Source organism: Neobacillus canaveralius, assembly GCF_047237705.1.
GTDB classification, from domain to species: domain Bacteria; phylum Bacillota; class Bacilli; order Bacillales; family Cytobacillaceae; genus Neobacillus; species Neobacillus niacini_K.
In genome coordinates, this window is sequence record NZ_JBDFLL010000001.1 from 4357384 (window position 1) to 4376220 (window position 18837).

Annotated in this window: 11 protein-coding genes; all 11 read right to left on the reverse strand. The window is 35.4% G+C overall.

Annotation, left to right across the window (positions count from 1 at the left end):
• Positions 1-273: 273 nt before the first annotated feature.
• Entirely contained in the window at positions 274-1383 is a 1110-nt protein-coding gene (bglB, locus tag ABC255_RS21350; protein WP_412996706.1) for a beta-galactosidase BglB, read from the reverse strand.
• Positions 1362-3872, reverse strand: coding sequence for a hypothetical protein (locus ABC255_RS21355; protein ID WP_412996708.1), 2511 nt, complete (start codon positions 3870-3872; stop codon positions 1362-1364). Before ABC255_RS21355 ends, bglB begins: the two co-directional genes overlap by 22 nt.
• A gap of 237 nt (positions 3873-4109) precedes the next feature.
• Positions 4110-5297 (reverse strand): ROK family protein, encoded by a 1188-nt coding sequence (locus tag ABC255_RS21360; protein ID WP_412996709.1) that lies wholly within the window; start codon positions 5295-5297, stop codon positions 4110-4112.
• Between the two features lie 75 nt (positions 5298-5372).
• Complete coding sequence (locus tag ABC255_RS21365) at positions 5373-7064, reverse strand: glycerol-3-phosphate dehydrogenase/oxidase (RefSeq protein ID WP_412996710.1); 1692 nt, start codon at positions 7062-7064, stop codon at positions 5373-5375.
• Between the two features lie 169 nt (positions 7065-7233).
• Positions 7234-8724: a glycerol kinase GlpK gene (glpK, locus tag ABC255_RS21370; RefSeq protein WP_412996712.1), complete on the reverse strand. Its 1491-nt coding sequence runs from the start codon at positions 8722-8724 to the stop codon at positions 7234-7236.
• A 193-nt stretch (positions 8725-8917) separates the two neighbouring features.
• Entirely contained in the window at positions 8918-9463 is a 546-nt protein-coding gene (locus ABC255_RS21375) for a glycerol-3-phosphate responsive antiterminator (protein ID WP_335535593.1), read from the reverse strand.
• 95 nt (positions 9464-9558) lie between these two features.
• Positions 9559-10917 (reverse strand): ABC transporter substrate-binding protein, encoded by a 1359-nt coding sequence (locus ABC255_RS21380; RefSeq protein ID WP_412996715.1) that lies wholly within the window; start codon positions 10915-10917, stop codon positions 9559-9561.
• Positions 10918-11069: 152 nt separating this feature from the next.
• Complete coding sequence (locus tag ABC255_RS21385; RefSeq protein WP_412996716.1) at positions 11070-13478, reverse strand: TIM-barrel domain-containing protein; 2409 nt, start codon at positions 13476-13478, stop codon at positions 11070-11072.
• Between the two features lie 38 nt (positions 13479-13516).
• Complete coding sequence (locus ABC255_RS21390) at positions 13517-15046, reverse strand: MFS transporter (RefSeq protein ID WP_412996718.1); 1530 nt, start codon at positions 15044-15046, stop codon at positions 13517-13519.
• Between the two features lie 318 nt (positions 15047-15364).
• On the reverse strand, positions 15365-16918 hold the full coding sequence (locus ABC255_RS21395; protein ID WP_412996720.1) for a response regulator: 1554 nt from the start codon (positions 16916-16918) through the stop codon (positions 15365-15367).
• On the reverse strand, positions 16919-18676 hold the full coding sequence (locus ABC255_RS21400; protein WP_412996722.1) for a cache domain-containing sensor histidine kinase: 1758 nt from the start codon (positions 18674-18676) through the stop codon (positions 16919-16921).
• Positions 18677-18837: the final 161 nt, after the last annotated feature.

Here is an 18837-nt window from a genome sequence, read left to right on the forward strand (position 1 = left end):
TTCAAAATTAGTTAGGATTATTAAGTTATATCAAGGTGTGACTTGATTATATAATTTTTCAAAATTATTTGAAATGCAGAATAAAGAGGTTAATTTTCACAATAAAGAGGTGTTATAAACAGTTCATCACCACGGAGTTCCGCAGCCAAACTCAGTGATCTGAACGTTTTCTTTATTAATACAAAAAAACCCTATAGTTAGACTTACTATCTTTGTCTATACAATAGGGCTTATTTAATTGATGAGGTTGTTTAAACTATTCTCGGAAAAAATTTACTTAACCAATTCTTCTTGGTTATTAGCTTTACTCTCGCTATTTGAAAATTCCATAGCTTCGATCAAAAGTAAAATGGCTAATGCTTGACCATAGGTCATCGGACTAATGGGAATATTTTTATAAAATTCAGCATCGTTCCCTACAGGAGTTCCGTATGATACCTTTTGGACAATTCCATTTTCATCGATTTCCTTTAATTGGGCTTCCAAAGCTTTTAACCCTATCTGAAGGTATTCCTGATCAAGATAACCTTTTCTGACTCCTTTAATGATTCCAAAACCAAAAGCAGCAGTGGCAGAGGTTTCCTCATATGAATTTGGATCATCCAAAACGGTATGCCATAAGCCGCTTTCTGCCTGAAATTTAGCTAATGCCTTCACTTGACTAAACCATGTATCTAGCAAATATTCCTTGATACCTTTTTCTAACTCTACCATTTCAAAATACTCCAATAATCCACAGGTATACCAGCCATTTCCTCTTCCCCAATGGACAGCACCATAGTTATGGTTTTCGTTAAAATCCCAGCCGTGATAGAACAGACCGGTTTCTTTGTCAAATAAATATTTAATATGAATCAAAAACTGCTTTTTCGATTCTTCAATATACTCAGGCCGATCGAAATAACTGCCTGCTTTTGCTAGAAACAGCACTGTCATAAACAGTGTATCGATTAAAATTTGTCCATCATTTGGATCGCCAGTTATCATGTGCTGCAGTGCGCCGTCTCCTGTACGGATCATCTCCTCCATAATCCAGGTGCTCCATTCTTCACATACCTCGATGTATTTTGGATTGTTTGTTTCTTCAGCCAAATACATTAAAGTGAGCATTGGCGACATCGTATTGACATTTTTTTCGGGCAGGCCTTCTTGCAATCTGTGATTATACCAATTTAATAAAAAGTCAAATGTATCTTTGTCTTTCGTTAATTGATAGTATTTATAAAGACCATATATCCCAACACCCTGCGGCCATTCCCATAAATTGATGTCAATCAAACCAATTGGGAATTCTTCAACAAAATCATCTTCACTTTTTAATGATTTCATCGCTTTTGTTACAAGATGAACTTTTGATTTAATTAATTCCGAATTAATGACCATTTTTCGATAACTCCTTCTATTTTCTGATCCCTATTGAATTGAATTTCCCCATCTACCATAAATGGTCCCTGACAAGAGCTTTGAACAACTCCGTGAATAGGATCATTAAATATGAATCCTTCTGGATTTTTAATTATTTCAGTTTTTAAAACGCTTTCTTTAAATTGGCTAAAGTCGGTAAATTGCTGAACATTGCTATTGCGAATGATCCAGGTATTTTCTCTTCCTCTTGAAATGAACTCTCGGTTTCGGTTCTGACCCTTGGTCTGCTGTTCGATCCCATTTTTTGCATAAAGGGCAACATAGGAATCTCCTTTTTTACCAAAAATCCAATTATTTGTAATTTCTGTTTGTTCAAAAGCTGCTATCGGGAAATAAGCATGAGTATATGCAATGTCATTTATAGGATCAATATTGTAATGAACAATAGCAATATCATGATATTGGTCAACTTTTGGAAGTATCCCATTCCCTGCCCAAAAACTTGGGCGGCCAGTACCCAGTTCCGCTTCTTCTCCGGGATGGTTAATCCATATAACCGCTTCTGGGCTGACAATAGAATGGATAACGTGCTCTGAGTAGCCTCTATTACCCGGTCTGTACTCAACTGCACTTGATAATAATCCGTAACTGTTCTTAAAAGTGTAAAGATCTACAAAATTCTCTGGTCCTTGATGATTTTTAAAGATTATAGACTCTTCAGGATCGAGAGTTAAGTATGCTTTATAATTTGGCGGTTGATAATCAGACACGCATAAGGATACTGCGGCATATGTAGAATTATTTAGATTTCCTTTGCCGTACGCAATCCAAAGCAATGATGTTGTCGCATTATTATAATTACCTTTAAGGTCCTTCTCGTAAATGCGTCCTTGCGAACAAGATAAATATCCATTATAGCTATTGATAGCCATTAATCTAAATGTATCATCCAATGCATTCTTGGCCAGATTTTTCAATTCCACGTCATTTACCAAATCATATATCGCCAAGAATCCCATCAGATTGATTGGTATATAGTAACTTGAATTCCACTCTGCCAAGAGTTCTCTATTATATTTTTCAAACCAATGTACCAGTCTTGATTTTGCTTTTTCGACATGTACCTCCCCAAGTACATTTGCATTCATAAATCGTTCATTTGGAAATAACTGTCCTGCTAAATACTCGCATGTGTGGAAAAGCAATGCATGATTTTCACTAAAATACCACATGACATCATCGCCAGGCTCATCAAACCAGTAACGATAATTTAGAATTGCCTGTTTGCATTCCTCCCAAAATGAATCGTCAAATAATTGAGAGTCACGAAAATCAATCCAAAAACGGAAGAGTTGATTATAATAAAAATCACTGCAATCAAATCTTTCATTAATAATATGAAGAGTATCCCGGACAATGGATTCAACTAATTCCAATTGCCTGCCTGTTTTGGCTAATGCATAAGCTCTATGCATATTGTTATTTCCATAATCAGCAATAAGTGAAAGTGCTTGCTGCTTTCTTTCCAAAATACTTTCAGGAACAGTTGCCGGTACTAAACTTTCCGGATATACCTGAATAAATATATCTTTCTGAATAACCACAGAATGATAGCGTATGGAAAGCCTCAACAGAGCATTAGCCATTCCGATGTCTTCTGCTTTTCCAAGCACTACGCCTCTACTACCTGGCGAAACACTTCTAATGAATTCTCTTTTTTCTCCCCACCAAACAGTTTTAAGATTGCATTCCAAATTGAGTGCCTGCATTAAAGGGTTTTCAAAAATAAGGTTTATGTCTCCACTCTTGACCACATCACTCGGAAAATATGCATTTTTTAAAGCCTCTTCCAGCAAATGTATATCATTTGGTTTAGCATCTCCTATTGGAAGTACCATTTCAAGCTCATCATGACCAATGTAATCTAATTGAAAATAATAAAGTGCATCTCTCTCGGCAAGATCCTCAAATAAAACTAAAAATTCATTATTTCCTTCTTTAAGCATGACCTCAAATTGAATACTCTTCTCTTCGTTTCTCGTATATGGAGAAAATTGCAATACTTTTTCACCATTTATCCAAAGGACAACATTGCCGCAAGTAAACATTTTAAATGATGCCTTTTGCAGTTTAGTTGAACGAATATTTGTTACAGCCCATGTTTTTAGAAGAGTAGGCTTCTGCCAAAATCCAGATTTTTCAATCTTTTTATTGTTCCAAGGGAAATAGGAATTCCATTCATTTGTAGTGGAGCCATATGTTATGGATTTTCCCGGGTACACATCCGTTAGATCTATCTTTTCTTTTTTTTCCTTTTTTTCCGCGTCAATGAATACTTTTCGGTTTGGATTTTCAAAGATAGCAAATCCTTCTGTCAGCCAGCGATTCAAATCACCAGTAAAATCCATCGTTATTGGCTTAAATGATTTTTGCTCTTCAAAAGTACCTGTTACCAGCCAACGGTTTACCGAATGCTTATTAGTCAATGGATAATGTATCTGATTCATATACTCCCTCCTTCGATGAAACCCCTTACACAAAAGAGGTGCAGGTGTTTCTTGATTCCTATTTTACCTGTACAACAAAAGGTTGAAAGGTTGAAATTTTTGAGGTATTTGTTGAAAATTTTGACTAACAGATAATTCTAATAGTTCAAAAAGCCGCGCAAGAAAAATCTTGTTAACGGCTTCTCATCTTTAATTATTCTATTTAGATAGTATAAATATCACATTATTATCTCTTTTTTAAATTACTTGATTATAAAACTCATCCTGCTCAACTGATAAACTTAATTCCGGTATTTCTAAAAAGTTCTTAATAGCCAGGGCACATGCACCCATTACACACGCGTTTGTACCAAAATCTGAAATGAAAATTTCTTTATAATTACTAATTGAAGCTTTTAAGTTTGATTGGATTAAACTCATTGCTTCAGGAAACAATTTTAATAACTCACTATTTAATACCAGTGTTTCAGGATTTAGGATATTAATAATATTGTTAAGTCCGATAGATACGTTCTTTATAAATTCATCAAATTGATCCATAACTGCTGGGTTTCTCTCAATAACAAGATTTCCGATATCCTCGTACGTCAATTTTGGCTTATTTAATTTCTCAGATAATGCATTAATGAAGCTTACTTCAGAAGCATATAATTCCCAACAACCAAAATTGCCACAATTACAAGGTTTTCCATTAGGATTAATAATCATGTGACCCATTTCCCCTGCGTAACCATGATACCCTTTTACCAGTTCTCCGTTGATTAAAAACCCTATACCAATTCCGGAATACATACTAATACTTATTAAGTTCTTGCTTTGATGGAATTTATATATTTTTTCTGCAAATGAACATAAATTTGCATTATTTTCAATATTAACTACTATATTTACATTTTTCTCTATATCAGCCTTTAAATCCTTGTTATACCACCTATGATGTGGAACAAAAGATATGCATTCTTCATTCGTCACTGTTCCATGTATTCCAACGACAACACCAATAATACCAAATCGACTGTGAGAATATTTTTCTTGGTATACACGAATTTGGCGGATTAAAATATGAAGAATTTCATCATAGTTTGAATTCTTTAACTCTACTTTATCAGAATAAACTTGGTTCCCCATTAAGTCAGATATAGTAAATTTAATATCCCGGTAATCAAGATCAATTCCGAGTGCATACCCGGCATTCGAACTAAGTGAAATCATTACCGGCTTTCTGCCAACACTATTATACTCTGTCTGGAATTCGATAATTAACTCTTCCTCTAAAAGGTCTGCTACCTGTGCAGAAATGGTTGCCTTCGTTAATTTTGTTATATTTGCTAAGTCTGACCTAGAGATTGGGGCATGCTTTATTATTTTACTTAAAATCAAACTCTTATTTATCTTCTTAAGATAAGAACCAACACCTAATTCCATGAAGTTCACCCTACTAACCTTTTAAAAATTTATCTAGTATAATACTAAGTTATATATTTCCTATTACCTTCGAATTTAATTACCATTTACTGCCTTTGGGTAAGAGTTTGGTTGATCCACAGGAACGATACAGGCTTTTAACGCCTCTTCTACAGAAGATGAATATTTGTTTTTCTCTTGACCAGACCAATTTAACCGATCAGCTAAATAAGCAATTACTTGCTTCTTCCATTCTTTTACGGTTTGTATATCAAATAAAATGGCACCTGTACGGCGGTTTAAGAAATCTATAGGTGTGGCAATCATTTCATGTTCAACGCTATAAAGTAACTTTGCAAATAACACTGTAGGCAGCTGATATTTTTTTGCGTCAGATGTATTATTTTTCAACAATTCAAACACAGTGTTACTATTGGAGCCATATATTTTTACTAATGTTTCAGCCTCATCTTTGGTAAGACCCATTTTTATCCCTTTTTTAACAGTTTCATTAATAAAGGAAGGAAATTGTTTTGAACCTCCAACATCTCCACCAGATATTGGGAGATACTTCGTTTGGCAGTTTTTAAAGCTGCTCCCCACTTCAGTTTTTAATTTTGATGCCAATAAATTAACCACCATCTCAGCCATTTTACGATAGCCTGTTAATTTACCTCCGGCGATAGTGATTAATCCCGAATTAGACTCCCAGATCTCATCTTTTCTAGAAATTTCTGATGCATTCTTCCCTTCTTCGTAAATAAGCGGTCGTACACCTGCCCAGCTTGATTCAACATCTTTTTCACTTATTTTAACTTCAGGGAACATATAATCAATCGCATTTAAAATATAACTACGATCACTTTCTGTCATATTAGGGTTTACGGCATCTTCATTATAGAAAGTATCTGTTGTTCCGACATAGACCTTTCCGTCACGAGGGATCGCAAACACCATCCGGCCGTCTGGTGTGTCAAAATAGACTGCTTGTTTCAAAGGAAAAGTGGATTGGTCAATTACTATGTGAACACCTTTTGAAAGCTGCAGGACTTTCCCTTTTTTGGATTGATCCATTTCACGAATTTGATCCACCCATGGTCCGGCAGCATTAACTATCTTTTTGGCATGAATTTCATACCTTTCTCCCGTTAATTGATCTTCGACCAAAGCACCAATTACCTTACCATTTTCATAAAGAAGCTTTGATACTTTTGTATAATTACAAGCAATTGCCCCTTTTTCCACCGCTGCTTTCATAACCTCAATGGTCAGCCTTGCATCATCTGTACGATATTCAACATAATAACCGCCACCCTTTAAGCCAGATTTTTTTATAAGCGGCTCTTTTTCTAAAGTAGACTGTGAGGTTAGCATTTTTCTCCGTTCCGACTTTTTAACACCCGCTAAGAAGTCGTATACACGAAGTCCAATGGATGTGCTAAATTTACCAAATGTACCACCCTTATGAAGAGGTAATAACATCCATTCTGGGGTTGTTACATGCGGGCCATTTTCGTAGACAATCGCCCTTTCCTTTCCAACCTCTGCCACCATTTTAACTTCAAATTGTTTTAGGTATCTAAGCCCGCCGTGAACTAATTTAGTCGATCTGCTTGAGGTCCCAGCAGCGAAGTCCTGCATTTCAACTAGAGCCGTATTCATACCTCGGGTTTGTGCGTCAAGGGCAATACCAGCTCCGGTAATTCCTCCGCCTATAACTAATACATCAAAAACTTCTGTTTTAAATTTGTTAACAAAATCAGTTCGATTTAGGTTTGAAAATTTCATAATGTACTACTCCTCCTGCTTGTTTACTAGAATTATTTTTCAGATGAAATAAAAAGAGACCACAAAAGACATTATCAATAACGATAATGTTTTTGTGGTCTCTCCTAATTCTCCTGCCAGTTATTAACTTTGGTTTCAGTATAGCATTATATAAGTAAATTGAAAACAATTATTTAAAAGCCATTGTTGCATTGACTGCCTTTTTCCAACCGTCGTATAATCTATTTCGATTTTCATCAGACATTTTTGGTAAAAATGTTCGGTCAACTGACCATTGCTTTGCAATTTCTTGTTGGCTTTCCCAGAATCCAACGGCAAGTCCTGCTAAATATGCTGCTCCTAATGCGGTAGTTTCATTTACAACTGGTCTTTCTACTGGAACATCCAATATATTACTTTGGAAGTCCATTAGGAAATTATTTTTCACCGCCCCGCCATCAACACGGAGAGTTTTTAGTTCAATTCCAGAATCAGCTTCCATTGCAGATAATACATCTTTTGTTTGGTATGCAAGAGATTCTAGCGTAGCCCGAATGAAATGCTCCTTTGTTGTACCACGGGTTAATCCAAAAACGGCACCCCGGACATCGCTATCCCAATAAGGAGTCCCTAAGCCAACAAATGCTGGAACCACATAGACGCCATCGTTTGAATCGACTTTTGCTGCATATCTTTCACTATCCTTTGCGTCATTAAACATTCTTAACCCATCACGAAGCCACTGAATGGCAGAACCTGCCACAAAAATACTTCCCTCCAGTGCGTATTCTACTTTTCCATTCATCCCCCAAGCTATAGTGGTTAATAACCCATGCTCTGAGCGCACAGCTTTTTCACCTGTATTTTTCAACATAAAGCAACCGGTTCCATAAGTATTTTTGGCCATTCCTTCTTCAAAACATGCCTGTCCGAACAATGCAGCCTGCTGGTCACCTGCAACCCCCGCAATTGGAATTTCGTTTCCAAAAAAGTGATAATCAACCGTTTTTCCATAAATTTCAGATGATGGTCTAACCTCTGGCAGCATGGATTTAGGCACCTCTAATATATCTAATAATTCGTCATCCCACGTTAATTCATAGATATTAAACATTAAGGTTCGGGAAGCGTTAGAATAATCCGTTACATGCGCACGGCCACCCGATAGTTTCCAAACCAGCCAAGTATCAATCGTCCCAAATAATAATTTTCCTTGATTCGCTTTTTCCCGTGCCCCCTCCACATGATCAAGGATCCATTTTACCTTTGTCCCTGAGAAGTAAGGGTCAATCAACAGTCCAGTTTTGTTACGAAATAAGGAATTATAACCTTTTTCTTTCAACTCTTCACAAATCTCACTTGTTTGTCTTGATTGCCAGACAATTGCATTATAAACTGGATGGCCTGTTTCTTTGTCCCAAACTACAGCTGTTTCGCGTTGGTTTGTAATCCCTATACCTGCAATTTGTTCAGGTTTAATTTCGGATTCTGATAATACTTCTGCAACAACCGAAAGAATAGAACCCCAAATTTCATTTGGATTGTGTTCGACCCAACCTGGCTTTGGAAAGTATTGCTTGAATTCCTTTTGGGCTGAATGAACAATTTGTCCATTTTTATTAAAGAGAATGGCACGGGAACTTGTTGTACCCTGGTCTAGAGATAATATATATTTTTCCACTAGTCATTTCCTCCAAAAAATATTATCTTAAAAAGATATAAAAAAAAGAGACTCACTCATCAGAAATAACCACAAAATGGGTTTCTGCGTGAATCTCCTACTCCGTCACAAAATGTTAACTTGTTGTGGATATTATAAGATTCTACGAAAATAGTGTCAACACCTTATTTAATATGATTATGTTGTTAATTAATTAAAAAAAATCCACCCATAACTCTTGTTTTGAAGTGGTGATGGCTGTAGCCCCTGCCATTAGTGCTGCATCTACATCTTCAGAATTTCGAATTAGCCCTCCTGCCAAAATAGGTGTTCCTACAATCTCCTTAACTTCCGCAATAATCTTTGGCATTGCTCCAGGCAGGACTTCAATGTAATCAGGTTGGGTTTTTGCTATTAATTTAATGCTTTTTTCAAGAGCATGACTATCAATCAAGAAAATTCTTTGTACAGCAATTACACCTTTTTGCTTTGCTTTTTGAATCACACTAGATTTAGTTGAAATTAAGCCGTATGGCTTGAATTCTTGACAAATATACTCTGTAGCATAATCATCATTTTTAATGCCGTGGATTAAGTCCACATGATAAATCATTTTCTTTCCTTTTTCCTTAGCCATCCTACTAATATGTTTTAACTGAGCGATATGCATATCTAAAAATACACCAATCTCGTAAGGACTTTTCAAAAAGGATTCGAATTCCTTCATATTAGAAGATGCAGGGATGATTTTCTGATTCATAACATTTACCCTCTCCATCACTGTTATTAATAGTTATAGTTCATAGTTTATTAAACGCTTTAAAATGGAAACTGGGTCTATGCCTCAAGACACCTTTAATAAGTGGCTGAATGGTTTGATGATTCAAGGTCATCTGGCATCTCATCTATCTGATCAAAATGTTTAGGTTTACTTCCTTCAATCGCTTCTATAATTTTTTCTGCCACTGCATTCATTGCATCTTGTGACGTTACTTCCCCATTTAGAGCTCTTACGATAGAGTCTCTCATAACAGTGGAAACTTGGGAGATGACCTCTTGATTTCGCCAATCTTCGGCTGCAATAACGGGCGTATTTTCTAGCTCATTTGAAAATATTTTAAACATCTCTTTACCAAACTCGTAGTTTAAGTCACTGTTATCTAATCTTGAACTTAACAACAGAGACTCTTGATTAAATTTAGCGTTAACTTCCTTTGATGATAAATATTTAATAAAATCAGCTGTTTCGTCTTCCGTCTCTGTATTTTTGAAGCCCATGATATATTTTCCTCCTGGTACAGAAGAACGTATTTCTTTTTTAGGAAGATATGTTACCCCCCACTCAAAGTTTTCAATATCACTATAGTTGCTTAACATCCAGTTTCCAGCAAAGTGAGCAGCAGCTTGTCCTGAGCGGAAAAGATTAATTGGATCTTCTACTCCTAACCAAACAGATTCAGGAATAATCCCGTCTTTATGAAGTTTGATAAAATAATTTAATGCTTCTACTCCTTTTGCATTATTGATTGCTGGTGCAGAACCATCTTCTGTCATGAGGCTTCCGCCAAATTGATAAACTAAAGTGGAATATCTTCTAGGTGTAAAATCGACTAACAGCCCGTATTCTGCTCCGCCCTTTTCTTTTACTTTTTCAATAGCTCCGACAAATTCATCCCAGGTCCATATTTCATCAGGATTTTGTGGAACTTGCACCCCTGCTTTAACAAACAATGTTTTGTTATAAATAATACATGTTGCCGTAACATCCATAGGTGTTGCAATAATTTTATTATCCTTCACATAATAAGGTTTAATTGCTGGCAGGAATTGAGAGGTAAATTCTTCCTCTCCTCCAACATATGGTGTAAGATCTAATGCAAAATCAGCATAATTCCCCGTATCTGTTATTCGCGCTAATGCCGGAGGTTCCCCGCCTGCTATCATTCTTTTTAATTTTGTATCTAAATCTTGATAAGCCACTTCTATTAATTTAATTTCAACATTTTGATGTTTTGCTTGATAATCCTTGATAATCTCTTTCATTACCTTTCCCTCTACACCGTCACTAAACCAGAGGAAATCCAAGGTTACCTTCTTTTCATTATCTGATCCGATTGTATCTTTTGGACTCTTGTTGTTTGCACAGGCTGATAGTAAAAGTACAAAAATCGATGTTATAAAAAAGATAGTAATCGTACTCAATGTTTTTTTCATGGGATAATACTTCCCTTTCTTTGATGATAACTCATTCGTGATGTGAAACACTTAATATCACACTAATCATTATACAAAAAAACACCCTATAGTTAGACTTAATATGTATATCTGTACTATAGGGTATATATAAGGGTAATATCCTTTATTTTTTATAGCTGATAAACAAAACTTCCATCATCTGTTTGTTGTAAAGGCTGTCCGTTCACCACTAGCTCACGTATTTCACCTTTTGGCAAATGGAATTTAATTTGCTTATATGACAACTCGAAAACTCCTTCTTGTTCTATAGACAGTTCTAATCGATCACTTGTTGTTTTCATGTGAACATGAAGTTTAGTATGATTTTCTTGATAATTTGAAGAGATTCCGTCATCCTCATATAATACATAAGCTGATGTACCTGATTGTTGGTGAGGGAATAACTCAAATCCCCGTTCATCGTTGGTCTTTGTTAAAAATGAACAGTCTGCATCATTCACTGGAATGATACTGCCTGCTTTTACAAGGAAGGGTGCATACGTTAATGGTGCAGGTATGGTTACAGTTTGTCCACCTTCATACCAGGTTGATGTATGGTAATCGTACCACCCGCCAACGTACTCTGGTAAGTACACTGTTCGCTCATTTGCTCCTTCTTCTACCACAGATGTCACTAGAATGGAATCACCTAACATAAAATCATCACATTCTTCAAATGTCTTTTTATCATGCCCAAACTCGTAGAAAGTTGGTTTAATGATTGGCTCATACTGATCGTGAGCATTGTATAACAAAGTATACAAATATGGAGTTAATCTGTGTCTAAACTTAATTAAATCTCTAATAGCATCCGTTGATTCTTCATACATCCAAGGAACATTGACCGTTTGGTCGTCGTTCCATGAATGTATCGTAAACCTAGGATAGAAAATTCCATTTTGCACCCAGCGGACAAATAATTCCGGTGACGGAGCAGGACCGGAAAATCCGCCAATATCATGACCGATATTATATATACCTGATAAGCTTAAACCAATGGCCATTTTAATATTATATTTTACAGTTTTCCAGCTCGTATAATTATCACCTGTCCATGTTTGAACATATCGCTGCATTCCCGGACTACCGGAACGAGAAATTAAATAAGGTCTTACCTCAGGTGAAAATTCCTTTTGTGCCTCATAGGAAGCCTTCATCATTAACAATGGCTGTAATGCACGTAAAAGTTCAAAATTCACCTCTTGTCCAAACCCATTGCTTCGTATGTTTTTCGTCCAAATTTCGAACTCATTGTTATCATTCCATGTAGAATCAATACCATATTCCAGTAATGCTTCGGTTACCTGCTTTTTCCACCACTCGTAAGTATCTTTATTTGTAAAATCGAGGTAGGCTCCAACTTCATCCCAAAATTGTGCCATTTCAGGCGTCTCGCCATCCAGTGATTTAATAAACATCCCTTTATCTTCTAATTCCTTGAATAATGGATGGTCTTTTAACAAGCAAGGCTTAATGTTCGCACAAAGATGCACATTCTTTTCATGATATCCTTCTGAGAACCCTTTAGGATCTGGGAACTTATCTCTATTCCAGTTAAATACATAACGTTTATCCCCAATGGATGTATAGCCTGATGATAATTGAAACGAATCACAAATAATATCATGTTCTTCACATAATTGCAGGAATTCATTTAATCTTTCCTGGGATTTCGGTAAATCTGTATACGTCATAGTAGATCCCGAATAACCCAGGCTCCATTTTGGCTGGAAAATCGTTTTCCCTGTTAACCAAGTGTATCTTTTTACAACATCCTTCACTTCGGGGCCAGCTATGATATAGTAATCTAAATCTCCCGCATCTGATTGGAAATAGCGATACCAGCCATGATAATTATCCATTTCATTTCCCATATCAAATACTGCTTTTGACATATTATCGTAAAAAATTCCAAATGTAATATTTGTCTTATCATTTCGGGTTATATAAAACGGGATATGTTTGTACAATGGGTCGGTATATTGGGCATCGTAACCCATTGGATCAACATTCATCATACGATAGCGCTTACCATAGCGGTCGGTTTCTCCTGCCTTTTCACCTAAACCGTAATAGCTTTCTTCCTTCGTTCTCTCGATATAATGAAATATACCTTCCCCTAGTGAACCATCAAAATTATATGCTTGAGTTTTCCGATCATTCATAAGATGAATATAATCTGATGTTTCTGAATCTTTATGGTACCAATGTATAATGAATCCATTTAAATTAATTTCAACTTTTAATGATGATGTTTCAATATAAAATACTTCTTCTTTTTCGTACGAAACATAGTGTGGCAGACTAAATGGACTAACATCCAAACGGTCTCTACCTTCCATAGGGACATCATCCATCCCCGGTGCGACTAACCATGTTTGCGGCAGCGATAGCTTATCGCCCTTTGTCATTAGAACACGTACAATATCATTTTCTAAAACTAATACCCTAGCAATAAACTCACTATGATTTAATTTAAAAGATAAACAATTATTTTCTTCATTGATAAACTCGAACAAATATTTTTCACGGATTGACATAGTTTTTTCACCTTACTCTTTCTATTGAGTGACTTCACTTAAGCAGATTTCACTTTACTTCCATCATTATTATCCTTCCAGATATCCTCATACTTATATCCAGTAAGATTTTCAACAACCTCTTTTGTTTTTGGATCCACTTTAAGTTTTGAACCATTATTTTTTAATCTATCAATTTCATCGACTAATATTTTATGAGTTTGTTTATTTAATTTAAAGGAGAACACAACTAGTAATGCTGCAACAAGAAGCACTGAAGCACCAATGACCATAGTATAGACGATGGTATGAACTGCCTCTATAGTCTGTGTTTTTTCTCCCGCTACAAAACCGCCCCATTGTAGTACAAGTCCCACAACCATAGTAGCCAATGCAACAGACGTTTTTCTGGCGAATGTCATAACTGCTGCAAATAATCCTTCTCGTCTTTGTCTCGTTACAATCTCATCAATATCCGGAATGAAAGGGAATACATTCCACGGTGTAAAGTCTAAAATTGCTCTGCCAACTTGATAAAAAGCTGCAATCACAAACAGCATGACGACCATTGAGTCAGGCTTAGTTAAATAGACAGTATAAAACGCTCCCAAGCAGATTAGCATTACAGAATAGGAGATTTTGTACAGATTACCAGGGCCTACTTTTATCATTAAGAATCCAGCTACCAGCATAATAGGTACCCCAATGATACTAAGTGATAACAAGTCTGCGGCCAGTGATGATGAAATGCTTAGAGCAAATACACAGAAATAAACAAAAACAGCATTAAATACGTCCTTAGCAGTAAACGATAATAAATAGATCGCTAAATGTTTACGAAAGCTTTTTATTTTTAAAGTAGTTCCATATTCCTTTAAAACAGAGCCAATCGTACTAAGTGTTTCACTAAAACTTTTAGATTTTCTGGATTGTGCGATGAATTCGCTTTCTTCCTCAGGTGTAAGCTTGTTTTCCCATGTTACTTTATAAGAGATAAAGATACAAATCGCAAAAAGTATCGCAAAAAATACAGCATTGATAAAATAAGCATACGCATTATCTTCACCAAAGTAAGCGATTAAACGTGCAGGAACAAATGTGGCTAAAAATACACCTGTACCAGACATGAACATTCTTGCTGTGGATAATTTCGTTCTTTCATTAAAATCCTTTGTCATTTCGGAAGGAAGCGTTTCCCATGGAATTAATACTAAAGCCATAACGATTTCAAATAACAAATAGCTTACTAGATAGTACCAATAATTCATTCCTGTAAACCAGAGCAACACATATGTTGCCATTAACGGTGAACCAATTAATAGAAAGAAACGGCGTCTGCCAAACTTTCTACCCAATTTGAATTTATAGAAGTTATCTGTGATACTGCCGATAGATAAGCTCACTACAGCATCCACCACACGAGCAATAGCAATAATGGAGGCACCCTCAACAGGAGTTAAACCCACAAATGTTGTATAGTAATACATTAGCCAAGCTGCAATAACGGTGAAAGCACCGCCACCCATGATGTCCGTTAACCCATAACCAACGGCTCTAGGAATCGTAATCTTTTTCTTCGTATTTGTCATATAATCCCCTTCTTTCTCCTATTAAAATTTACCTGCTTTTCCCCCTGTTATTACCCAAACGTCTATTGGAGAGATATAGCTATAAGATAATGTATCTTTTTGTATACCCTCCTCTGAATGCAATCCCTTACAAAAGTGCTTGAAAGTGCTTTCTTGAATTTAATTTTACCTGACTATCATATGTGAAAAAGGTTGAAATTTTTGAAGTAGTTGTTGAAAATATTGACTACCGAATATAAAAAAGCCGCATTACATGAATTTTTCATGTGATACGGCCATGAGGGAGAACAGTTGAAATCTTGACTGTTGAACTATTGACTACCGGTATTTTTTATATTCAGAAGGCGTAGTTCTCATAATTTTCTTAAAAACTTGACCAAAATATCTCGCGTCAAGAAATCCTACCATTATGGAAACTTCGTTCGCTTTTAAATCAGTCGTCGTTAAGAGCTTTTGTGCAACTTGAATCCGTTTTTCCGTTAAGAAATTACTAAGATTTTCTCCGGTATCTTTTTTAAAGGACCTGCTTAAATAACTAACACTTACTTCCAGTCGTTCTGCAATAAACTGTGCACTTAAATCTGGATTCGCATAATGTTGTTCTATCATTCGTTTTGCCTGCTCAACTACACTTATATTATTCTTATTCATTGTTTCGTAAAGATGTTTCTTTACTTTCACACATGTTTGCTTCATAAAATCAAGCAGCTGGTTAAAGGTTTTACACCGTTCAAGTTGTTCGTATCCAACGGTCATCGAAAAATCTTTGTCCCACTTTGCAACGATCAACCCTAATTTAATTAATAACTCTAAGCAAAGATTTAATACTAACTGTCTATCAAATGTGTATTTTAGCTCCTTGAAAAGTGTCTCAATTTCAAACAGAATCCTCTCAAGGTCCCATTCTTCAAACATTTCAATAAAGCTCGTCAATTTTGCTGAGAAATTATTGTTATCGTCTTGGTTTCTATTGTCAGAATAAATATGAATTTTCCCTTTTCCAACAAAATAACTTTGTGTTAATGCTTTGATAGACTGTAAGTACGAGGAGTGTAACGTATCAATAGAAGTAAAAATTCCTCCCATACCAATTGATACATGGATGCGATCCTCAAAAGGAAAATAACTCAAAACATTTTCAGCAATATCTTTTAAGCGTGGCTCTACCAGTTTATCTGGCATCAATAGTGATAATGAAGGTAATACCAGAAGTTGTTGATCATGAATTACAAATCTAACATCCATATTTTTTGCTCGTAATAAGTCCTTAATTGATTTTGTAACAGAATCAAAGGATAGATTATTTTGTGTTTCATTTTCCATTTCTATTGTTATCACTGCACCTTTTCCAGGCGTAAGATCGATGCTTTGTTTTAAATTTTGAGTCGGTACTGTCCCCTTGACTGTCATCTCATATAATAATGATTGTTCTATAATAGGAATACTTTCCTGAAGAGCATTCTCCAAATATTCATAGTTTTTATCTTTATCTCTTTTTTGTTCAATCGTATTTACTGCTTTTTTTATTACAGTCATTACTTCGTCTACGACTGTTGGTTTAAGTAAATAATCATAAACTCCATATTTAATAGCTTCTTTGGCAAATGTAAACTCATCATATCCTGATAAAAGAATCATTATGATATCCTTATGATTTTCATGAACATACTCAGCCAATTCTAGTCCAGTATGACCTGGCATAACAATATCCGACACTACGATATCTGGATTAAGTTCATTTATTAATTTTTTACCTTCTTCACCATTTGAAGCAATTCCACAAATTTCGCAACCCAGACCCTGCCAATTAATTTTTTCCGATAATCCCTTGCTTATTAATGGTTCATCGTCAATAATAAGTACCTTTATCATTTAGTCGCCCTCCCTTTGTATAGGTAAAATCAGCTCAAATAAGGTCCCGACGTTACTATTGCTTTCTATCTTTATACCATTATCATCACCAAATAATAACCGAATACGGTTCTGAACATTTAAAATCCCATTTCCCGTTCCCTTATTCTCATCAAGATTTACATATCTTCCTTCAGAAAGAGTGACAACCTTATCTTCATCCATTCCTACTCCATTGTCTAAAACTTCGATGTGTAATTTGTTATTTTTTATTTTCCCATTGATCATTATAAATCCATTTCCTATTTTCTTTTCAATTCCATGAATCATTGCATTCTCAACGATTGGCTGAAGAATCAGTTTTGGCACTAAACAATTTTTAGCCGCTGGTTCGACATGAACGGAATAATGGATTCTGTCTTGAAACCTTATTTTTTGGATCGTCATATAATCATCAATATATTTTATCTCTTCTTCAAGTCTAATGAACTCTCCATTATTAGTGATACTCTTTTTCAAGAGTCTGCTTAGAGAGGTTGTCATTTTACTAACCTCAGCTGACTCCCCAAATTGTGCCATCCAATTGATCGTGTCCAGAGTATTATAAAGGAAATGGGGATTTATCTGAGCCCGCAGTGCTCTTAGCTGCGCGTCTTTTTCATTTATATCTTTCTGATAAATATCCGATATCAAGTTGTTAATTTTATTCATCATTCTATTAAAGCTTTCGCCCACTCTTCCAAGCTCATCCGAACGGTCGATTTGAAGCTGAATATTAAAGTTATCTTTTTCAACTTCATCCATCACCAAACTTAATTTGTTTAAGGGTCTGACAATATAATTCGTGCTAATCCAAATAATAATGATGCCAATAATAATCGCTACTATCCCAATTAAAAAGACTGTCTTACCAATAAGTGCGGGTCCTTCTGAAATCTCATTCAAACTTATTAACGAAATGATTTTCCATCCTGTTAATTCAGATTGATAATTGTTTACGATCATTTTCCCGGAACCAGGGATTTCTATTGTTGTATCAGAATTAGCTAATTGTTTAGTTGAATTTGAAAGCCATGATGTAACGGCACTTAATTCCTTATCATTTGAATTAGACATAACCACATTATTCTCTTTATCCAGTATAATGATATGTCTTTCTTCTGTCGGATCAAATTTCTGAATCCTCTCTGTTAAATATGATTTATCCATAGACATTGTTAGATAACCAATGACTTTCATGTTATAAGCGTGAATATCGTAAATCATCCGGTTAGCAGTAATGACAGACTTCTCAACGCTCCAAGTGACTTTTCCATGTGAATCATAGATTTCGGGTCGTAATTTATTTAAAAAATCATAGTTATTGTTATTAACACTTCTTCTTAAATTAACTCTTAATCCTTCCGTGTCATATAGATAGACAAGATCAACTTCATCGAACATGATCGTTTCATCTGTTATTTTGGACAATAAGTGTTTATTTAAGAAATTTTTTTCTTTGCTATTTTCGTATGCAGCTGGCAAGGTATTTTGTACATCATTATTGAAAGTTACACCATCCATCACACGATTAAAGGATTCCACCATATTATCTATACTTTTACTAATTTGCACGACCATAACAGTATTATATCTAATTGCCTCTTTAACCTGGATTTTTATAGCAATCGAATAGGTAGTAATTGCAGTCAATCCAATTATTAGACTGATACTTAACGCATTCTGTAATAACAATTGGTTTTTCAGATGTCGAAATCTTAAGAAACGTTTAAACTTCATATTTCCTGCACCATTCCCCTTTTTTAAACTACTATCTTTAATTACCATTTTATTTATCTTAATATAACATCCTTTATGCTCTTGGGAAACAGGAAACAGTGGGGACGGTTCTCATTGCTTTTCACTAAACATTGTTAAGTGAGACGACCCCATAGCTCCAA